The sequence below is a fragment of the Streptomyces sp. NPDC048257 genome (assembly GCF_043201855.1).
Classification (GTDB): Bacteria; Actinomycetota; Actinomycetes; order Streptomycetales; family Streptomycetaceae; genus Streptomyces.
The window spans coordinates 14,769-33,392 of sequence record NZ_JBICZI010000006.1 but is presented as its reverse complement, the minus strand read 5'-3'; the positions used below and the strand labels follow the sequence as shown (position 1 = coordinate 33,392).

General features: G+C 71.0%; 18 protein-coding genes, 1 tRNA gene and 1 pseudogene. 15 read left to right on the top strand and 5 right to left on the bottom strand.

What is annotated here, in order from left to right:
* Window positions 1–154 precede the first annotated feature (154 nt).
* The 3 genes and pseudogenes from ACGFZK_RS15465 to ACGFZK_RS15455 form a co-directional block, all read right to left on the bottom strand.
* Window positions 155–1,129 carry a DUF5926 family protein gene (locus tag ACGFZK_RS15465; protein WP_393849385.1) on the bottom strand — a complete coding sequence of 325 codons (975 nt, stop codon included), beginning with the start codon at window positions 1,127–1,129 and terminating at the stop codon, window positions 155–157.
* A 170-nt stretch (window positions 1,130–1,299) separates the two neighbouring features.
* A pseudogene (locus ACGFZK_RS15460) lies at window positions 1,300–1,937 on the bottom strand (ATP-binding protein).
* A gap of 59 nt (window positions 1,938–1,996) precedes the next feature.
* Window positions 1,997–2,785 carry a glycerophosphodiester phosphodiesterase gene (locus tag ACGFZK_RS15455; RefSeq protein WP_393849608.1) on the bottom strand — a complete coding sequence of 263 codons (789 nt, stop codon included), beginning with the start codon at window positions 2,783–2,785 and terminating at the stop codon, window positions 1,997–1,999.
* Window positions 2,786–3,025: 240 nt separating this feature from the next.
* Between ACGFZK_RS15455 and ACGFZK_RS15450 the strand changes: the two genes are divergently transcribed.
* The 6 genes from ACGFZK_RS15450 to ACGFZK_RS15425 all read left to right on the top strand — a co-directional run bounded on the left by ACGFZK_RS15450 (window position 3,026) and on the right by ACGFZK_RS15425 (window position 8,501).
* Window positions 3,026–4,534, top strand: a complete 1,509-nt coding sequence (locus tag ACGFZK_RS15450; RefSeq protein ID WP_393849384.1) for a trypsin-like peptidase domain-containing protein — start codon at window positions 3,026–3,028, stop codon at window positions 4,532–4,534.
* Between the two features lie 88 nt (window positions 4,535–4,622).
* Window positions 4,623–5,528 carry a LysR family transcriptional regulator gene (locus tag ACGFZK_RS15445; RefSeq protein ID WP_393849383.1) on the top strand — a complete coding sequence of 302 codons (906 nt, stop codon included), beginning with the start codon at window positions 4,623–4,625 and terminating at the stop codon, window positions 5,526–5,528.
* 79 nt (window positions 5,529–5,607) lie between these two features.
* A complete protein-coding gene (locus ACGFZK_RS15440) occupies window positions 5,608–6,156 on the top strand; it encodes a cysteine dioxygenase (RefSeq protein WP_393849382.1) in 549 nt (182 codons plus the stop codon).
* A complete protein-coding gene (locus ACGFZK_RS15435; RefSeq protein ID WP_393849381.1) occupies window positions 6,156–7,202 on the top strand; it encodes a YeiH family protein in 1,047 nt (348 codons plus the stop codon). The genes ACGFZK_RS15440 and ACGFZK_RS15435 overlap by 1 nt, the downstream gene beginning before the upstream one ends.
* A 213-nt stretch (window positions 7,203–7,415) precedes the next feature.
* On the top strand, window positions 7,416–8,363 hold the full coding sequence (locus ACGFZK_RS15430; RefSeq protein WP_393849380.1) for a trypsin-like serine peptidase: 948 nt from the start codon (window positions 7,416–7,418) through the stop codon (window positions 8,361–8,363).
* Window positions 8,364–8,413: 50 nt separating this feature from the next.
* A tRNA-Ser gene (locus ACGFZK_RS15425) sits at window positions 8,414–8,501 on the top strand.
* A 69-nt stretch (window positions 8,502–8,570) separates the two neighbouring features.
* On the opposite strand, the gene ACGFZK_RS15420 is transcribed toward ACGFZK_RS15425, so the two are convergent.
* Window positions 8,571–9,002 (bottom strand): hypothetical protein, encoded by a 432-nt coding sequence (locus ACGFZK_RS15420; RefSeq protein ID WP_393849379.1) that lies wholly within the window; start codon window positions 9,000–9,002, stop codon window positions 8,571–8,573.
* Window positions 9,003–9,275: 273 nt separating this feature from the next.
* Here ACGFZK_RS15420 and ACGFZK_RS15415 point away from each other — a divergent pair, with 273 nt between their 5' ends.
* From ACGFZK_RS15415 to ACGFZK_RS15375, 9 genes are all read left to right on the top strand, one after another.
* A complete protein-coding gene (locus ACGFZK_RS15415) occupies window positions 9,276–9,692 on the top strand; it encodes a DUF6344 domain-containing protein (RefSeq protein ID WP_393849378.1) in 417 nt (138 codons plus the stop codon).
* A gap of 615 nt (window positions 9,693–10,307) precedes the next feature.
* Window positions 10,308–10,619, top strand: coding sequence for a hypothetical protein (locus ACGFZK_RS15410; RefSeq protein ID WP_393849607.1), 312 nt, complete (start codon window positions 10,308–10,310; stop codon window positions 10,617–10,619).
* A gap of 185 nt (window positions 10,620–10,804) precedes the next feature.
* Entirely contained in the window at window positions 10,805–11,956 is a 1,152-nt protein-coding gene (locus tag ACGFZK_RS15405) for an acyl-CoA dehydrogenase family protein (RefSeq protein ID WP_393849377.1), read from the top strand.
* On the top strand, window positions 11,953–12,876 hold the full coding sequence (locus ACGFZK_RS15400) for a bifunctional MaoC family dehydratase N-terminal/OB-fold nucleic acid binding domain-containing protein (protein ID WP_393849376.1): 924 nt from the start codon (window positions 11,953–11,955) through the stop codon (window positions 12,874–12,876). Before ACGFZK_RS15405 ends, ACGFZK_RS15400 begins: the two co-directional genes overlap by 4 nt.
* Window positions 12,876–13,982: an acyl-CoA dehydrogenase family protein gene (locus tag ACGFZK_RS15395; protein ID WP_393849375.1), complete on the top strand. Its 1,107-nt coding sequence runs from the start codon at window positions 12,876–12,878 to the stop codon at window positions 13,980–13,982. The genes ACGFZK_RS15400 and ACGFZK_RS15395 overlap by 1 nt, the downstream gene beginning before the upstream one ends.
* Window positions 13,979–14,362 (top strand): MaoC family dehydratase, encoded by a 384-nt coding sequence (locus ACGFZK_RS15390; protein WP_393849374.1) that lies wholly within the window; start codon window positions 13,979–13,981, stop codon window positions 14,360–14,362. Before ACGFZK_RS15395 ends, ACGFZK_RS15390 begins: the two co-directional genes overlap by 4 nt.
* The gene (locus ACGFZK_RS15385; protein ID WP_393849373.1) at window positions 14,359–15,525 is read left to right on the top strand and encodes a lipid-transfer protein; all 1,167 of its coding nucleotides are present in this window, start codon (window positions 14,359–14,361) and stop codon (window positions 15,523–15,525) included. The genes ACGFZK_RS15390 and ACGFZK_RS15385 overlap by 4 nt, the downstream gene beginning before the upstream one ends.
* 134 nt (window positions 15,526–15,659) lie before the next feature.
* Window positions 15,660–16,193: a SigE family RNA polymerase sigma factor gene (locus tag ACGFZK_RS15380; protein ID WP_393849372.1), complete on the top strand. Its 534-nt coding sequence runs from the start codon at window positions 15,660–15,662 to the stop codon at window positions 16,191–16,193.
* A gap of 162 nt (window positions 16,194–16,355) precedes the next feature.
* Window positions 16,356–18,005: a long-chain fatty acid--CoA ligase gene (locus ACGFZK_RS15375; protein ID WP_393849371.1), complete on the top strand. Its 1,650-nt coding sequence runs from the start codon at window positions 16,356–16,358 to the stop codon at window positions 18,003–18,005.
* Window positions 18,006–18,036: 31 nt separating this feature from the next.
* On the opposite strand, the gene ACGFZK_RS15370 is transcribed toward ACGFZK_RS15375, so the two are convergent.
* A complete protein-coding gene (locus tag ACGFZK_RS15370; RefSeq protein ID WP_393849370.1) occupies window positions 18,037–18,612 on the bottom strand; it encodes an antibiotic biosynthesis monooxygenase in 576 nt (191 codons plus the stop codon).
* Window positions 18,613–18,624: the final 12 nt, after the last annotated feature.

The window sequence follows — 18,624 nt, the reverse complement described above, 5'->3', positions numbered from 1 at the left end:
TCGCTGGCGACGGGGGATGCACCAGCGACCGGGCTACAAGAACGGTAACAAGAGATCGCCTGTTCGCAAATTCGATCTCCGATATTCAGACACCGATTTGCAGACGATTAGCGGGAGTTGTGACTCCGGTCACCGGCTCCGCGCGTGCGCCCGGTCAGCTGAGCGTCACCTGGCGGTTGGTGAGTCCGCCGCGTGCCCGGCGCTCCTCCGTGGTCAGCGGGGCGTCCGTGGCCAGGGCCCCGGCCAGCCGCTCGGCGAACTCCGCCGCGGGCTTCTCGACGTCGTCGGCCGTGACCCCGGTGGGCAGGTCCCAGACGGGGACCATCAGGCCGTGGGCGCGGAAGGAGCCGACGAGCTTCGTGCCCTCGCCGAGCGAGGACGTGCCGGCGGCGTGCAGCCGCGCGAGGGCGTCGAGCAGCTTCTCCTCGGGGTGCGGCATGACCCAGCGCAGGTGGTTCTTGTCCGGCGTCTCACACCAGTAGGCGGCGTCCACGCCGGTCAGCTTGACGGTCGGGATGGCGGCCGCGTTGGCGCGCTCCAGCGAGGCGGCGATCTCCGGCGAGGCGTTCTGGGCGTTCTCGGATTCCGGAATCCAGAATTCGAACCCGCTGTGTACAACCGGCTCGAAACCGCCGTCGGCGTCCAGGAGATCCTGGAGTCGGGGACCCTCGGCGGGAACCCGGCGCGCGGCAACCGGCGTACCCGGCTCCGCTACGAGGGCGCGCTCCAGGGTGTCGGCCATGTCGCGGCCGAGGTCGCCGGAGGACGAGTCGTTCTGCAGGCCGAGGAGGACGGACCCGTCCTCGCGGCGCAGCGCCGGCCACGCCATGGGCAGTACGGTCACCAGGGTGAGGGAGGGGACGCCTTCGGGCAGACCGCCCTTGAGGGACAGCGGGACGGTGGCCGCGGGCACCAGCTCGCGCAGGGCGACCCAGTCGCACTCGCCCGGCAGCCCCTCGAACGGGCGCTGCACGTGCTCGGTGACGGCGTGCGCGGCGGCCGCGCCGTGGCAGGCCTTGTAGCGGCGGCCGGATCCGCAGGGACAGGGCTCGCGGGCGCCCACAACCGGGATCTCACCGTTGTTGAGCTGCGGCTTTGCAGTCTTGGCTGCGGGGCGCTTCTTGGCCATCGTGCGTGTCTCCCGGTTGCGGCGGTACGGCGTCGTGGTCTGGGCGCGAGCCTAGCCGTTCGTACCGCCGGAACCGGTTGGGTGCGGCCGGGAGCACGGTCGGCGTGCGCTCCCGGACAGCCGCCTGTGCGGATGACCGGTACTGCTGTGCTGCGTTCGTGCTGTTGTACTCAGGGATCGAGATCGTCGAAAGCCGTGCTGAAGTCGATCGCCGGGGGCGCAACGCGCGTAGCGAAATCCTCGTGCCGGGGCCCACAGGCAACGATCACCCACACGGTGACCTCACCCGCCGCTCCGTCCCGGACACCCCAGTCCTGGGCCAGGGCGCTGATGATGTTCAGCCCCCGGCCGCCCCGTGCGGTGACCGAGGGCGTGGCAGGAACCGGGCGGGTGGGCCCGCCTCCGTCCGTGACCTCGACCGTCAGTCGTCCCGCTCTGTCGACGCGCCACGCGGCGCGTATCGCCCCGTCCCCGACTTCCCGAGAGCCCAGGGGCCTGCCGTGTCGGCAGGCGTTGCTGAGCAGTTCGGAAAGGATCAGTACGGCATCGTCCACGACCGATTCGGGCACACCGCTGATCCGCAGTTGCTCGCGCATCCGGTGTCTCGCCTCGCCCACGCCCGCAGGACCATGGCGTACGTCCATGCACGACGACGTGGGCACTTCCTGTGCCACCACCAACGCCACCCCCGGAACCTCCTTAGCCCCACGCATGGTCTGGATGCCCCAATGGCCTGGACCGGAAACCGCCGAAGGAGACCGAAGGGGACCCCTCTGACGCATTCATGCCGACCGGATGCGCACCGTATGCGCCGGTGCACAACCTGTTACTCATGGGGTGGAGGTGACGGGTGCGCAAAAGGGGACGTCAGCGCCCCAGTTGGGACAGAACCTGGCGGGGTCTGTTCGTGATGATGGCCTCCACGCCCAGATCAGCGCAGAGCTGAACGTCTTCCGGTTCGTTCACTGTCCATACGTGTACGGAGTGGCCGGCGCCCTGCAGCTTGTGGATGAAGCCGGGGTGGTTGCGCACGATCCGCATCCCGGGGCCGGCGATCGTCACTCCGGCCGGCAGCCGCCCGTCCCGCATCCGGGGCGAGATGAACTGCATCAGGTACACCGTCGGGATCGCCGGCGCCGACGCCCGGACCCGGTGCAGGGAGCGCGCGGAGAAGCTCATGACCCGCACCGGGTGCGGACCCTCGGCGGGCGGTGCGTCCAGACCGAAGCGCTTGAGGAGGACGAGGAGGCGCTCCTCCACCTGTCCGGCCCAGCGGGTCGGATGCTTCGTCTCGATCGCGAGCTGGACCGGCCGTCCGGCGTCGGATACCAGCTCCAGCAGGCGTTCCAGGGTGAGGACGGAGGTGCGCTCGGGGTCCGCGTCCCAGTCGGGGGACTCCTCGCGGTCCTTCCAGGAGCCGAAGTCGAGGGCGGCGAGATCGGCCAGCTCCAGGGCGGAGACGGCGCCGCGGCCGTTCGAGGTCCGGTTCACCCGGCGGTCGTGGACCAGGACCAGATGGCCGTCCGCGGTGAGCCGGACATCGCATTCGAGGGCGTCGGCGCCGTCCTCGATGGCCCTGCGGTAGGCGGCCAGGGTGTGCTCGGGGGCATCCTCCGAGGCGCCGCGGTGGGCGACGACCTGGATGGTGCGTGGCATTGCGTGGGTCACCGGGTCATGGTGCCACCGAGAGGTCCCCGGGCGTCGAGGCCGACCCCACGAGCACATCCCAAATGTCGGATATAAAGAATGGGAAGAGATGCACAGCTCCGGCTTACAGTGCTCTGACGGGTCATGGGAAAGGCTTTGCCCAGGAACTTGTGCGGCACGCCGAACGTTCAGTCGGACCGATATTGCCAGAGAATTTTCTGAAGCCGTGTGTGACGAGGAGAGAGCGCTGTGAGCACCGAGAACGAGGGCACCGCGGCCCCGACACCCCCCGCGGCCCCGTCCGCACCCCCTGCTCCGGCCTCCGCGACGCAGGATGCGGCCCCCGCGCCTGCCGTCACCGAGCCGGTGACCCAGCAGCTTCCGCCGACGCCGGCGCCCGGCACCGAGCCGACCCAGCAGATCCCGCCGACGCAGGGAGGCCCGGGAGCCCCGGTGCCCCCGGCCTACGGCCAGGAGCCTGCCGCTGCCCCGGTCTACGGCCAGCAGCCCGCCCCGGCCGCGCACGGAGCCGAGGGCTGGCCGCCCCCGCCGCCCACGGTGCCGGCGTACGGAACGGGCGGCGGTCACGGAGGCGGCGCCTGGGGTGTCCCCCTGTCGGCAGACGGCCCCACCCCCAAGCCGAAGGGCAGGGGCGGCCTGGTCGCGGGCGTGCTCGTGGCGGCCCTCCTCGCGGGCGGCATCGGCGGTGGCGTCGGCTACTGGGCCGCCGAGCGCAGCAACAACGGCAGCGGCTCCACCACGATCAGCGCCGCGAACACCCCCAAGGACCTCAAGCGCGAAGCGGGCTCCATCGCCGGTCTGGCTGCGGGCGCTCTGCCCAGTGTGGTCACCATCGAGGCCTCGGCAGGCGACGGCGAGGGTGGCACCGGCACCGGCTTCGTCTACGACCAGCAGGGCCACATCCTCACCAACAACCACGTCGTGGCCTCCGCCGCGAACGGCGGCAAGCTCTTCGCGACGTTCTCCGACGGCAAGCGGTACGACGCCGAGGTCGTGGGCCGGGCCCAGGGCTACGACGTCGCCGTCCTCAAGCTGAAGAACCCCCCGGCCGGTCTCAAGCCGCTGCCGCTCGGCGACTCCGACAGGGTCGCGGTCGGTGACTCGACCATCGCGATCGGCGCCCCCTTCGGCCTGTCCAACACGGTCACCACCGGCATCGTGAGCGCCAAGAACCGCCCGGTCGCCTCCGGCGACGGCAGTGGCAGCAAGAACTCGTACATGAGCGCCCTCCAGACGGACGCCTCGATCAACCCGGGCAACTCGGGCGGCCCGCTCCTCGACGGCCGTGGCGCGGTCATCGGCATCAACTCCGCGATCCAGTCGGCGGGCAACGGCGGCTTCGGCGGCGGCCAGGCCGGTTCGATCGGCCTCGGCTTCGCCATCCCGGTCAACCAGGCGAAGAACGTCGCCGAATCGCTGATCAAGACGGGCAAGCCGGTCTATCCGGTGATCTCGGTCTCCGTTGACCTCCAGGCCAAGTCCGAGGGCGCCAAGATCTCCGAGCAGGGCGCGGCCGCCAACGAGCTGGTCGACCCGAACGGCCCGGCCGGCAAGGCAGGCTTGAAGCCGGGCGACATCATCACCGAGTTCGGCGGCAAGCCGGTCGACAGCGGCCCGACCCTGATCAGCATGATCTGGACGTACAAGCCCGGCGACACCGTCAAGCTCACCTACCTGCGCGGCGGCAAGCCGACCACGGTCGACATCACGCTCGGCTCACGGGTCGGCGACAAGTAGCACCACCGGTCACTGTGGTGACCGAACCGGAGGGGTTGTAGGCGGGAATCCGCCTACGGCCCCTCCAACGTCCGCTTATGCTTCGCTGGTGTTCGATTCCCGGCACATACGGACCTTTCACGCGGTGGTCACCTGCGGGTCGTACTCGGCCGCGGCCCGCGCGCTGGGCTACACCCAGCCCGCCATCACCCAGCAGATGAAGGCGCTCGAACGCGCCGTCGGGACCCCGCTGTTCACCCGGGTGGGCCGCAGGATGCAGCTCACCGAGGCCGGGGAGTCGCTCTCCCGGCACGCCGAGACCATCCTCGGCAACCTCTCCGCCGCCGAGGCCCAGCTGAGGGCGTACGCCCGGCTGCGCACCGGCCGGGTCAGGCTGTGCGGCTTTCCCAGCGCCAATGTCACCCTCGTCCCCGAGGCCCTGAGCGGCCTGGCCAAGGACCATCCGGGCGTACAGGTGGAACTGCTCGAGGGGGAGCCTCCCGATTCGCTGCGCCGGCTGGAGCGCGGCGAGTGCGACATCACCCTGGCCTTCACCTATCCCGGCCTGCACGAGGAGATACCGGAGGAGGTCGCCGAGGTCAGGCTGCTGGAGGACCAGCTGACGGTGCTGCTCCCCACCGGGCATCCGCTGGCCCGGCGCCGCGCCGTGCACCTGGCCGACCTCGCCGAGGAACGGTGGATCGCGGGCTGTCCGCGCTGCCGCGCGAACCTGCTGCACGAGTGCGCCGAGCTGGGCTTCGTGCCCGACATCCGCTTCGCCACCGATGACAACCTGGTGGTGCAGAGCCTGGTCGCCCAGGGACTGGGCGTGGCGATGATGCCCGCCCTGGTGCTGCCCTCCCTCTCGCTCAGCCGGGTCTGCGGGCGGGCCCTCCAGCCCGCCGCGCGCCGGCACATCGCCGCGTACGTCTACCGGGACCATCTGCGGATTCCGGCGACGGCCGTGGTGCTCGACGCGCTGAAGCAGGTGGCGGCGAACCGGGTCGGCTGCTGACCAATCCATAAGCTCTGCTTGGCATTTCAGGTCATGACTGTCGTTGGACGTGATGGAACGACGGCAGCACGCTGCCCATATGACCACCACCACACCGGCCCGTACCACCACGAGGATGGCCGCCCTCGTCAGTGAGATCCGCACGGTCGTGGAGCGGGGGCTGGCGCCCGACCTCACCGCTTACCTAGTGGGCGAACGGCTCGCCCCGCATCTGGGGGCGTCCGATCTGCTGACCCCGGCGCAGCAGGAAGGCGACCCGGAGCGGTACCGGCAGCACGTCCTGCACGCCGAGTCCGACGGCAGCTTCTCGGTGGTGGCGCTGGTGTGGCTGCCCGGTCAGGAGACCTGCATCCACGACCACGTGTCGTGGTGCGTGGCCGGGGTGCACCAGGGTGAGGAGAGCGAACGCCGCTTCCGGCTCGCCCCCGGCGTCGGCCCCGCCCGGCTGGTGGCCACCGAGGACGTGGTCAACGCCCAGGGCGATGTCTGCGGGTTCGCCCCGCCCGGCGACATCCACAAGGTGCGCAACTCCTGTACGACCAAAGCGATATCCGTGCACGTCTACGGCGCCGACGTCTCCAGGCTGGGCACCAGCATCCGCCGCGTCTACACGCTCCCCGTCGACTGATGGCCCTCCTCCACCGCCCCCAGGGCACGGCGGTCCGGCATGTTTCACGTGAAACATCCACTCCCTGGCCCGGATTGGCGATGGCCGCCGGCGGTGCGCTGACGGCGTGGTGCATCCATCGCCTCGTGCCTGCTGTGCCGATGCTGACCGCATCGGTGGTGCTGGGCATCGCGGTGGCGCACCTCCCCGGCCTGAGGACGTACGTACGTGGGCCCGCGCGTCCGGGCCTCTCCCTGGCTGGCCGTCGGCTGATGCGGATGGGCATCGTCCTGCTGGGCCTCGGCCTGGGCCTGGACCAGGTGCTCGGGCTGGGCTGGGCCACGGTGGCCATGGTGGCCGGTGTGGTCGCGGCCACCTTCCTCGGCACCCTGTGGCTGGGCCGCCGGCTGCGACTCCCGGGAGATCAGCCGCTGTTGATCGCCACCGGGTACTCGATCTGCGGCGCGTCGGCGATCGGCGCGGTGAGCGAGGTCTCCGGCAGCGACGAGGAGGACGTGGCCGCCTCGGTGGCGCTGGTCACCCTGTGCGGGACGCTCGCCATAGCGGTACTCCCCCTCCTCCAGGGGCCGTTGGGGCTCTCCGACCCCGCCTTCGGGAGGTGGGTCGGCGCCGGGGTCCACGACGTCGGCCAGGTCGTGGCCACCGCACAGACCGCGGGCCCCGACGCCCTGGGCGAGGCGGTCCTGGTCAAGCTGATGCGGGTGGCACTGCTCGCCCCGCTGGTGGCGGCTGTGGCCTTCTCGGTACGGGCCCGGCGTCGCGGGGTCCGCACCGCCTCGGGCCGCCGGCCGGCGCCGGTCCCGCTGTTCGTCCTCGGGTTCCTGGCCGCGGCCGCGCTGCGCGCCACCGGCGTACTGCCCGACGTAGCGCTCGAGTGGGCGCACACCATCCAGGAGGCACTGCTGGCGGCGGCCCTGTTCGGCCTCGGGAGCGCGGTGCACCTGCCGACGCTGGCCCGGACCGGCGGGCGGGCCGCGGCGCTGGGCCTCGGGGCGTGGGTGGTGGTCGCGGGGGTCTCGTACGCGGGCGTGCTGCTCACCGTATGACGGTGCAACGGTGGGGAGTTGGCCAATTCCTGGCCGGAACCGACCGAACGTTCCGACTGCCCGCTGACATTGCTACGCGCCCGTGCCACTCTGCCCCCGGTATTCCGCACCACGCATCACGTACCGCGCACAGCCGATCCGCACCGACCGCTCTTCACCCCCACCCCTGCCCGGGTTCGCCACCCGGCCCGGGCACGGCAGAAGGAGTCATGCGTGAATCGTCATCGCACGGCCTTGTCCGTCCTGCTCGCGGCGGGCGCCCTGGTCGCCGGCGCCCTGACGGCGGCCACCCCCTCGATCGCCGCGGATGCCCCCGCATCCTTCGGGCAGCAGCACACCCAGGGCTTCTGGACCGCCGAGCGGATGCGCGCCGCGACCCCGCTCGACGTGACGGCGGCCCCCGGCGCGGCCCGCACCCCGGTCGCCACGTCGGCGACGCCCACGGCCATCGCCCCGACGGCGGCCGCATCCCCCACGGCGTTCCCGCAGGCGGGCGGCGCCTGGACGGGCGGCGGAGCCGTCGTGAAGACCTCGGGCCGGGTGTTCTTCACCATGGGCGACCGCACCGCCTCCTGCTCCGGCGACTCGGTCACCAGCGCCAACGGCAGCACGGTCATCACGGCCGGCCACTGCGTGAAGTACCAGGGAGCCTGGCACACGAACTGGGTCTTCGTCCCGGCCTACAACAACGGCTCAGCGCCCTACGGCCAGTGGTCGGCCACCAAGACCTTTGCCACGGACCAGTGGGCCGCGAGCGAGGACATGAACATGGACGTCGGCCTCGCCGTCGTCGCCCCGCTGAACGGCAAGACCCTCAGCCAGACCGTCGGCGCCCAGGGCATCCTCTTCAACGGCGGCTACAACAAGAAGATGTACTCCTTCGGCTTCCCCGCGGCAGCCCCGTACGACGGCACCAAGCTGGTCTACTGCAGCGGCAACAGCGGCAAGGACTTCCTGCTGACCAAGGACCACAGCCTGGGCTGCAACATGACCGGCGGCTCCAGCGGCGGCCCCTGGTTCCAGGACTTCAACGAGGCCACGGGCCTGGGCACCCAGGTCTCGGTGAACAGTTTCGGCTACACCTTCCTGCCGAACCGGATGTACGGCCCCTACTTCGGCAACGAGGCGAAGGCGGCCTACGACAAGGCCCAGACGTCCTGACCCCACGGTCGCCCCGCCACCCCCGCCTGGCCGGTACTCTGTACCGGCCAGGTGGGTTGCCCGAGCGGCCTAAGGGAACGGTCTTGAAAACCGTCGTGGCGCGAGTCACCGTGGGTTCAAATCCCACACCCACCGCCACACCTCAGCACATGTGCTGAGCCAGAAGGGGTGTCCCGGTTCCGGGGCGCCCCTTTCGTGTGCCGGGGGTCAGCGCTCGGAGTCCCGGGCGAGTTCCTCCCAGGGGATGGTGAGGAGAGCGGGGTCGGCGCAGTCCGCCGAGGGGACGGTGGCGGCGTCCTGGAACCACACGACGGTCAGAGCGGAGTAGTGGAGCACCGGGTTGAGCGCGGGGGCGACCGGGTGCGAGGTGAACAGGCCGAGGCAGGTCACCGAGGGAAGCAGCTCGACCGGGCCGAAAGGGCCGCCGGTCAGGTCCGGGAGTTCCCGGCGAGGTGGTACCAGGTGGACCGGAACGGTGGGGAAGGCCATCTCGGCCCGCTGGATCGCGCCGCTCAGCTGCGCGTCGTTCCAGCGTGCGAAGGGGTAGCCCTCCAGCATCCCTCCGTAGGTCGAGTTGAGGCGTATCTCGGAGATCTCGACCTTCCGGCCGGATATGAGGTCGATGCGGGTCAGCGGCATGGTCGGCACCTTGAGGACGGCGTGTTCGGGACTGCGGACGCGGGCCTGCTGCCGAGGTCGGAGGTGTGCTCCCGCGGGACGGGCACGCCCTGCCCCCTCGTAGGCGGCGTTCCTACTGTGAGCTTGTCAGACACCGACCGGCGCCCTTGGTCCTTCCGGGTGGTGTTTGTCGGAAGATCGGCGCGGGCGATGAGGGCGGTGCGGTTGCGGCCACATCATGACGAATGTATGCAGATCCGCCCGTCGGAACATCGTGAATCGAGGCACCCCGTCATGGCTCACCGCAACGTCCTCACGTCGATCTGGACCTCCGTCCTCGCCGCTCTCGTGGCCCTCCTCTCTTGCTTCGGTCTCGCAGGGAAGGCGGCCCCGGCCTCCGTCTCGGCTCCCACCGCCGGGTCCCCCGCGGTCACCGCAGTGCGTCGCCCGGCCGTCGTGGCCCGGCGGACCTGGCGCGAGATGATGCGGGGCGGTTCGCTGCCGCCGACCATCAAGCAGCGGATCCGCGCCGAGGCGCACGGCAAGACTCCCTCCGTCCGCCGCTCCACCACCGCCGCGGCCATGGGTGCCGGACCGGGAACCGCTGCCCGAACCCTGACCCCGGTCGCAGCCCCGATGGCCGTCCCCGCCGTTGCCCCTGTCGCCGCGACCGCCGGCGCCGCGCGGGAAGCGCTCGGGCTCGCCGCGTAGCCCCGCAGCCGTATCCGTATCCGTATCCGTATCCGCAGTCTTCGTAGTCGTAGTCGTAGTAGCAGGTCCGCACGGTCCGGTTCGCAGGCGTACGCGCCGCCGCCGGGCAGGAGCAAGAGCGGACGCAGCACCAGAAGCAGCAGCACCAGAAGCAGCAGGAGGAGCAGGCGCTGGAGCCCGGTCGGTCGTGACCGCGGATCGCGCCACGTGGTGCCCCGGAGCGGGGCACGGATGGATCACCCCGGCTTGCGCCGGGGCGCGCAGGGGGCGTGAAGCTTGGCATTGCAGGGCCGCAGGCCCGGGAGACGGTGGGGTTCCCGGACGGCGCGGCCCTTTTGGGCATGTCCGGGACACGGAGATCTGGCGAAACGCTTCGCCCCTTGTACCGCACGGGTTTCAGTAGTTCCCAGGGTGCTGACCTGGGGCTTCGGGGACGCGAATGGGGTTTATTCGATGTTGGTCATATCGGGGGAATCGGGGGCTCCGGGGTGGTTCGCCGGGGATTCGGTGGGCAGCAACTCTGGTCTCGCGACGTCGTCACCACACGGAACGACCGAGGCGGTCGGCCAGCTGCCGTGGAGCAAGTCCCACTTCGGTTTTCTGAAAGATGAAGACATGGCAAGCATCCGTACTGCCCGCGTCATCGCCGCCGTCGCCGCTCTCCCCCTCGCCGTCGCTCTCTTCGGCGGGGTGGCGTCGGCCGACAACGGCTCCTTCGCGAACGACGGATCGAATGCGAGCGTCGCCAGCATCATCGGCAGCGGCGTGGGCGGCAACAACAAGGGCAACTCGTCTCCGTCGCAGCAGGTGGCCACCGGTTCCGGCGCATCCAACCAGAACAACACCGCACAGGTGAACGGCTCGGCCTTCACCGCGATCGACCAGTCCAACTCGACCGCCGCGGTCAACTTTTACCCCTGGTGGTAGCTGCGGCCTGAGCCGCTCCCATTCTTGAGGGCGCCCGTGTGACCGGACCGGCTGGGGTCCGGTAGCGCAGGCGCCCTCGCGCATGCCGCGGCTCCGAGCCGGCTCCTCTCCCGACCTTGACACCAGGGGTGAATCTGACGGACAGTCAGGTTCCCTCGATGATGTGATGCCGGGAGGCCAGCGCCGTGCACCTCGCCCCGACCGAAGGCCAGTTGCGGCTCCGAGCCGAACTGCGCACGTACTTCAAGGAGCTGCTGCCGGACGGCGTCCCGGAGGATCCGGCCCGCCAGCGAGACCTGCTGCGCCGCATCGGTGCAGACGGGCTGCTCGGTCTCGGCTGGCCCGTCGAGTACGGCGGCCAGGGCCGCGGCGCCGACGAGCAATTCGTCTTCTTCGACGAGGCCTACCGGGCCGGCGCCCCCGTCTCGATGGTCACGCTCAACACCGTCGGCCCGACCTTGATGAAGTACGGCACCGACGAGCAGAAGGACTACTTCCTGTCCCGGATCCTCGCGGGCGACATCGTCTTCGCCATCGGCTACTCCGAACCCGAGGCCGGCACCGACCTCGCCGCCCTTCGCACCCGCGCGGTCCGCGACGGAGCCGACTGGCTGATCGACGGGCAGAAGATCTTCACCTCCAACGCGCAGAACGCGGACTGGATCTGGCTCGCCTGCCGCACCGCCCCCGAGGCGCCCAAGCACAAGGGCATCTCGATCATCCTGGTGCCCACCGACAGCCCGGGCTTCTCCTGGACCCCGATCGACACCGTCGGCGGGCTCACCACCACGGCGACGTACTACGACTCCGTCCGCGTGCCCGCCGGCCGTCTCGTCGGCCCCGAGCACGGCGGCTGGGGTCTGATCACCAACCAGCTCAACCATGAGCGCGTCGCCCTCGCCGCCATCGGCATGCAGGCCGAGGACTTCTACGCGTACGCGCTCGACGACGCCCGCACCCCCGATCCGGTCACCGGCGACCGCCCCGCCGACCTCCCCTGGGTGCAGTCCCGGCTCGCCGAGGCGCACGCGCGACTGGCCGCCGTACGCCTCCTCAACTGGCGCCTCGTCCAGGACGTGGGCAGCGGCGCCCTGGCCCCGGGTGACGCCAGCGGCGTGAAGTTCCTCGGCACGGAGTCCACCGTCGAGGTGTACCGGATGTGCCAGGAGGTGGTGGGCGAGGAGGCCCTGATCCGCGGGCCCGCGGCCTTCGCGGGCGGCGAGCTCGAGCGGATGAACCGGGCCGCGCAGATCAACACGTTCGGCGGCGGGGTCAGCGAGGTCCAGCGGGAGATCGTCGCCATGATGCGGCTCGGCATGAAGGGGAGGAAGCGATGACGGTGGTGGACGCGGCCGAGGAGGCCGCCCGGTTCCACACGTTGCTGGCGGCCTTCGAGGGGCAGCCGGCCGCCACCGGGGGCCGGGGCAAGGACGCGGTCAACGAGCCGATGATCCGCCACTGGTGCGAGGCGATGGGTGACGCCAACCCCGCCTACATCGGGCCGGACGCCGTCGCACCGCCCACCATGCTCCAGGCCTGGACCATGGGCGGCCTCTCCGGCCATGCGGACCGCTCCTCCGCCTACGACGAGCTCCTCGGGCTCCTCGACGGCGCCGGCTTCACCTCCGTGGTCGCCACCGACTGCGAGCAGGAGTACCTCCGCCCGCTGCGCCCCGGCGACGAGATCACCTTCGACGCCGTCATCGAATCGGTGTCCCCCCGCAAGACGACCAAGCTGGGCACCGGCCACTTCGTGACCACCCGCATGGACGTCCAGGTGGACGGGGAGACCGCCGGCACCCACCGCTTCCGGATACTCAAGTACGCGCCCGCCGCCCGGCCGGTGAAGCGGCCCCCGGCGCAGCGCCCCCGCCCGGTGATCAACCGCGACAACCAGGGGTTCTGGGACGGGGTGCGGGACCACAGGCTGCTGATCCAGCGCTGCACCGCTTGCGCCACCCTCCGCTTCCCGTGGCTCCCCGGTTGCAACGCCTGCGCGAGCCCCGACTGGGACACCGTTGAGGCCTCCGGCGCCGGCACGGTGTTCAGCTACGTCGTCATGCACCACCCGCCCTTCCCGGCCTTCGACCCGCCCTACGCGGTCGCACTCGTCGAGCTCGCCGAAGGCGTCCGGATGGTCAGCAACATCACCGGCATGCCCTGCGACAAGGTGCGCATCGGCCTTCCCGTCCAGCTGGAGTTCCTGCGCGTCGACGACGGCCTCGAACTCCCCGTCTTCCGCGGAAGTGAGGGCTGATGGACTTCCACCCCACCGAGGAACAGACCGCCGCGGCCGGTCTCGCCGCCCGGATCTTCGCCGACCTCGCCACCCACGAACGCCTCGCCGAAGCCGGCACCGGCAGCGACGCCGAACTGTGGAAAGCCCTCACCACGGCCGGACTGACCGCCGCGGTCGAGGAGATCGGCTTGCTCGGGCTGGTCCTGCTGCTGGAGGAGCAGGGCCGCACCACAGCGCAGGTCCCGTACGCCGCCACCTGCGCGTACGGGGTCCTCCCCGTGGCCGCGCACGGCAGCCCCGAGCAACGCGCCCGCCTGCTGCCCGCCCTCGGCACGGGCGAGGCCGTGGCCACCGGAGCCTTCCCGGCGCGCGGCCGGATCACCGCCGAGGGCGGCCGGCTCACCGGGGCCGCCCCGGCCGTACCCTGGCTGCGCGACGCGACGCACGTCCTGGTCCCGGACGCGGACCGGGCGCTGTGGCTCGTACGGACCGACGCACCCGGCGTGCGGACTTCCCCCGTGGAGACCACCGCCCCCTGGTCGGCGGGCCGGCTCACCCTGGCCGGGGCCGAGGCCGAGCGCCTCGGGTCCGACGGCGCGTACGAGGACACGCTCGCCGCCGCCCGGACCGCCTTCGCGGGGCTCCAGGCAGGGGTCTGCGCGGGCTCCCTCGCCCGGGCGGTGGAATACACCTCCACCCGTGAGCAGTTCGGTCGGCCGCTCTCCACCAACCAGGGGGTCATGCTGCGCGCGGCCGACGCGTACATGGACACCGAGGCGATCCGGGTCACCGCGTACGAGGCGGCCTGGCGCATCGACCAGGGCCTTCCGGCGGCCGAGCACGCGCTGACGGCCGCCTGGTGGGCCTCGGAGGCGGGCAAGCGGGTGGTGCACGCGGGCCAGCACCTGCACGGAGGCATGGGCGCCGACCTGGACCACCCCGTCCACCGGCACTTCCTGTGGGGACGCCAACTGGACGCCTACCTGGGCTGCGGCAGCGAGCTGCTGGCCGAGCTGGGGGCCTCGATCGCCGCGTCCCCTGCTTCCCGTGCATCCCCTGCATCTCCGGCACCCGCTGCATCCGCATCCGCATTCGCTTCGACGGCCGAGGGAGAGCAGGCATGAACGTCGGCGACACGATGCCGCCGCTGGAAATTCCGGTCACCCGCACACTGATCGTCGCGGGCGCGATCGCCTCCCGCGACTACCAGGACGTGCACCACGACGCGGCGCTCGCACAGGAGAAGGGCTCCCCGGACATCTTCATGAACATCCTGACCACGAACGGCCTGGTCGGCCGGTACGTCACCGACCACCTCGGGCCTCGCGCCGTCCTGCGCAAGGTGGCCATCCGCCTGGGCGCCCCCAACCATCCCGGCGACACGATGACCCTCACCGGCACCGTCACCGCCGTGTCCGGGACCACCGTCGAGATCCGGGTCGTCGGCGCCAACGGCATCGGCCACCACGTGTCGGGAACGGTCACCGCAGAGGTGCCGGCATGAGTGTCCGCACCCGCGACGAGCTCGGCGGCCGCGCCGCCATCGCCGGCATCGGAGCGACCGAGTTCTCCAAGGACTCCGGCCGCAGCGAGCTCAAGCTCGCCGTCGAGGCCGTGCACGCCGCCCTCGACGACGCCGGGCTCACCCCCGCCGACGTCGACGGCATGGTCACCTTCACGATGGACACCAGCCCCGAGATCACCGTCGCCCAGGCGGCCGGCATCGGGGACCTGTCCTTCTTCTCCCGCATCCACTACGGCGGCGGCGCGGCCTGCGCGACCGTCCAGCAGGCCGCCCTCGCCGTCGCCACCGGGGTCGCGGAGGTCGTGGTCTGCTACCGCGCCTTCAACGAGCGCTCCGGGCGCCGCTTCGGGTCCGGTGTCCAGCAGCGGGAGCCTTCGGCGGAGGGGGCGGCGCTCGGCTGGTCGCTGCCCTGGGGGCTGCTGACCCCCGCCTCCTGGGTGGCCATGACCGCACAGCGCTACCTGCACACCTACAACCTCACCCCCGAGGCCTTCGGGCACGTCGCGGTCACCGACCGGCGGCACGCCGCGAACAACCCGGCCGCGTATTTCCACGGCAAGCCCATCACCCTCGCCGACCACGCCGCCTCGCGCTGGATCGTCGAGCCCCTGCGGCTGCTGGACTGCTGCCAGGAGACCGACGGCGGCCAGGCCGTCGTCGTCACCACGAGCGACCGCGCCCGGGACCTGCGGCACGCGCCCGCCGTGATCACCGCGGCCGCGCAGGGCGCCGGCCGCCGTCAGGAGGGCATGACCTCCTTCTACCGCGACGACCTCACCGGGCTGCCGGAGATGGACGTGGTCGCCCGCCAGCTGTGGCGGACCAGCGGGCTGCGTCCCTCGGACATCGACGTCGGCATCCTCTACGACCACTTCACCCCCTTCGTGCTGATGCAGCTGGAGGAGTTCGGCTTCTGCGCGCCGGGCGAGGCCGCGGACTTCGTGGCCGCGGACGCCCTGCCGATCAACACCCACGGCGGCCAGCTCGGCGAGGCGTACCTGCACGGTATGAACGGCATCGCCGAGGCCGTCCGCCAGCTGCGCGGCACGTCCGTCAACCAGGTCGCGGGGGCGGCGCACGCCCTCGTCACGGCCGGAACCGGGGTCCCGACCTCCGGGCTGATCCTCGGCGCCGACGGCTGAGATCCGGGACCTGCGGCTCCCCACCCCTCCACCTTCAGGGGGTGAGGACGGCCCTGTTCCTACAACCTGAGATGGATCCACCATCGGCACCTGCGGCCGATCCCATGGCGGGTGGCCGCTCCTAGCGTGGAGACATGACCACGCCTGTGTGCCCGCTCGCCTCGAATCCGACGCCGTACCCGTCGTTCTCGGCGTACGTCCGGACCCGCGGCACGGTCCTGATGCGCACCGCCCGCTCCCTCACCGCCAACCCGTGCGATGCGGAGGACCTGCTCCAGACGGCCCTGGCCAAGACGTACGTGGCCTGGGAGCGGATCGAGGACCACCGCGCCCTGGACGGCTATGTCCGGCGGACCCTGGTCAACACCCGCACCTCCCAGTGGCGCAAGCGCAAGGTCGACGAGTTCGTGTGCGACGAAGTCCCGGAGACCGAGGCTGCCCCGGCATCCGACCCCGCCGAGGCACAGGCACTGCGCGATGCGATGTGGCGTGCCGTGACCCGGCTGCCCGACCGTCAGCGGGCCATGGTCGTCCTGCGGTACTACGAGGACCTGAGCGAGGCGCAGACCGCGGAGCTGCTCGGGGTCTCGGTCGGCACGGTCAAGAGCGCGGTCTCCCGGGCGCTGGGCAAGCTCCGCGAGGACCCGGAGCTCATGCCGGTCCGGTGAGTCCCAGGATGTTTCACGTGAAACCAGGGGACGACGGGGGATGTTTCACGTGAAACAGGTGCTGGTTTCTACTCCCGGGTAGTGACATGCCGACCGGTACGTGCGCAGAATCGGCAGCATCCGTAGCCGCCGCAGCGCCGCAGCGCTCACCGGGAGGACGCTTTGCTCAGCACCATGCAGGACGTACCGCTCCTCGTCACCCGCATACTCCGACACGGGATGACGATCCACGGGAAGTCCCAGGTCACGACCTGGACCGGGGAGGCTGAGCCGCACCGCCGCAGCTTCGCCGAGATCGGCAACCGCGCCACCCGTCTCGCCGGCGCCCTGCGCGACGAGCTCGGAGTGCAGCTGGACGACCGGGTCGCCACCCTCATGTGGAACAACGCCGAGCACGTCGAGGCGTACTTCGCGATCCCCTCCATGGGCGCGGTCCTGCACACCCTCAACCTGCGGCTCCCCCCTGAGCAGCTGGTCTTCATCGTCAACCACGCCGCCGACCGGGTGGTGCTGGTCAACGGCACCCTGCTGCCCCTGCTCGCGCCGCTGCTGCCGCACCTGCCGACCGTCGAGCACGTGGTGGTCAGCGGCATCGGCGACCGCTCCGTGCTCGAAGGCCTGAACGTCCGCGTGCACGAGTACGAGGAACTCCTCGCGGGCAGCTCCGACAGCTACGACTGGCCCGAACTGGACGAGCGCCAGGCGGCCGCGATGTGCTACACCTCCGGCACCACCGGGGACCCCAAGGGCGTCGTCTACTCCCACCGCTCGCTCTACCTGCACTCCATGCAGGTCAACATGGCCGAGTCGATGGGGCTGACCGACAAGGACACCACCCTCGTCGTGGTCCCGCAGTTCCACGTGAACGCCTGGGGGCTGCCGCACGCGACCTTCATGACCGGTATCAACATGCTGATGCCGGACCGTTTCCTGCAGCCCGCCCCGCTCGCCGAGATGATCGAACGGGAGAAGCCCTCGCACGCCGCGGCCGTCCCCACCATCTGGCAGGGACTGCTCGCCGAGGTCACCGCCAACCCGCGCGACCTGACATCGATGAAGCAGGTCACCATCGGCGGCGCGGCCTGTCCGCCCTCCCTGATGGAGGCGTACGACAAGCTCGGCGTCCGTGTCTGCCACGCCTGGGGCATGACCGAGACCTCCCCGCTCGGCACCATGGCCCACCCGCCGGCCGGGCTGAGCGCCGAGGAGGAATGGCCCTACCGGATCACCCAGGGCCGCTTCCCGGCGGGCGTCGAGGCGCGTCTGGTCGGCCCCGGCGGCGACCTCCTGCCCTGGGACGGGGAGGCGGCCGGCGAGCTGGAGGTGCGCGGCAACTGGATCGCGAACTCCTACTACGGCGGTGCCTCCGGCGAGCCCTTCCACCCCGAGGACAAGTTCAGCGCCGACGGCTGGCTCAAGACCGGCGATGTCGGCGTCATCAGCGCCGACGGCTACCTCACCCTCACCGACCGCGCCAAGGACGTCATCAAGTCCGGCGGCGAGTGGATCTCCAGTGTCGAGCTGGAGAACGCGCTGATGGCGCACCCCGAGGTCGCCGAGGCGGCGGTCGTCGCCGTCCCCGACGAGAAGTGGGGAGAGCGCCCGCTGGCCACGGTGGTCCTCAAGGAAGGCGCGACCGTGAACTACACGGGTCTGCGCGAGTTCCTCGCCCGGTCCATCGCCAAGTGGCAGCTGCCGGAGCGCTGGACGTTCATCGAGGCGGTGCCGAAGACCAGCGTCGGCAAGTTCGACAAGAAGGTGATCCGCAAGCAGTACGCGGACGGCGCACTGGAGGTCACCAAGCTCGACTGACGGCCACGGGTGGCGGCTCGAAGGAGACGGCCTAAGCCCGGGTGAGCCATGGCCGCAGCAGCTTGCTGACCGCGGGCATGGCCACGTAGGTCATCAAGGTGCTGAACACGACGGCGAAGGCCGCTGTCCGCAGCACGAAATGCAGATTCACCAGGTACGGCCCGAGCACCGCGTTGCCGACCAGCGAGATCGGGAAGATGGCCAGCCCCGAGCTGATCGCCATCTTCCACCGCGGCGGCGCGGGCCGGGTCGTACCCGGCTTGGCGAACCACGTCTCCATGCCGTGCAGTTCCCTGCGGGCTATCTCCGTGTGGTGGTGGCCGAGGCAGTTGGAGAACCACTGGGCCCGCTCCGGGGAGTCCTGCCAGCACTGGAACGCGGCCTGATTGCGGAAGCGGTGGACCAGGAACCACGGCCCGCCCTCCGCAGCAGGCCGGAAGAGCCCGTACCCGAGGTGGTCGGGGAAGCCCGCGGCCGTCTCCAGGATCCCGTGGGCCCAGGCTTCGAAGGTCTCCTCGTGCCCCGGGTCCACCTGCCGTGCGATGAGCAGGTTCACCTCCCCGTTGTCGGCGGGGACGGTGTGCTCGCTCGTGTTGATGATGGCCATCGGCCCAGGATT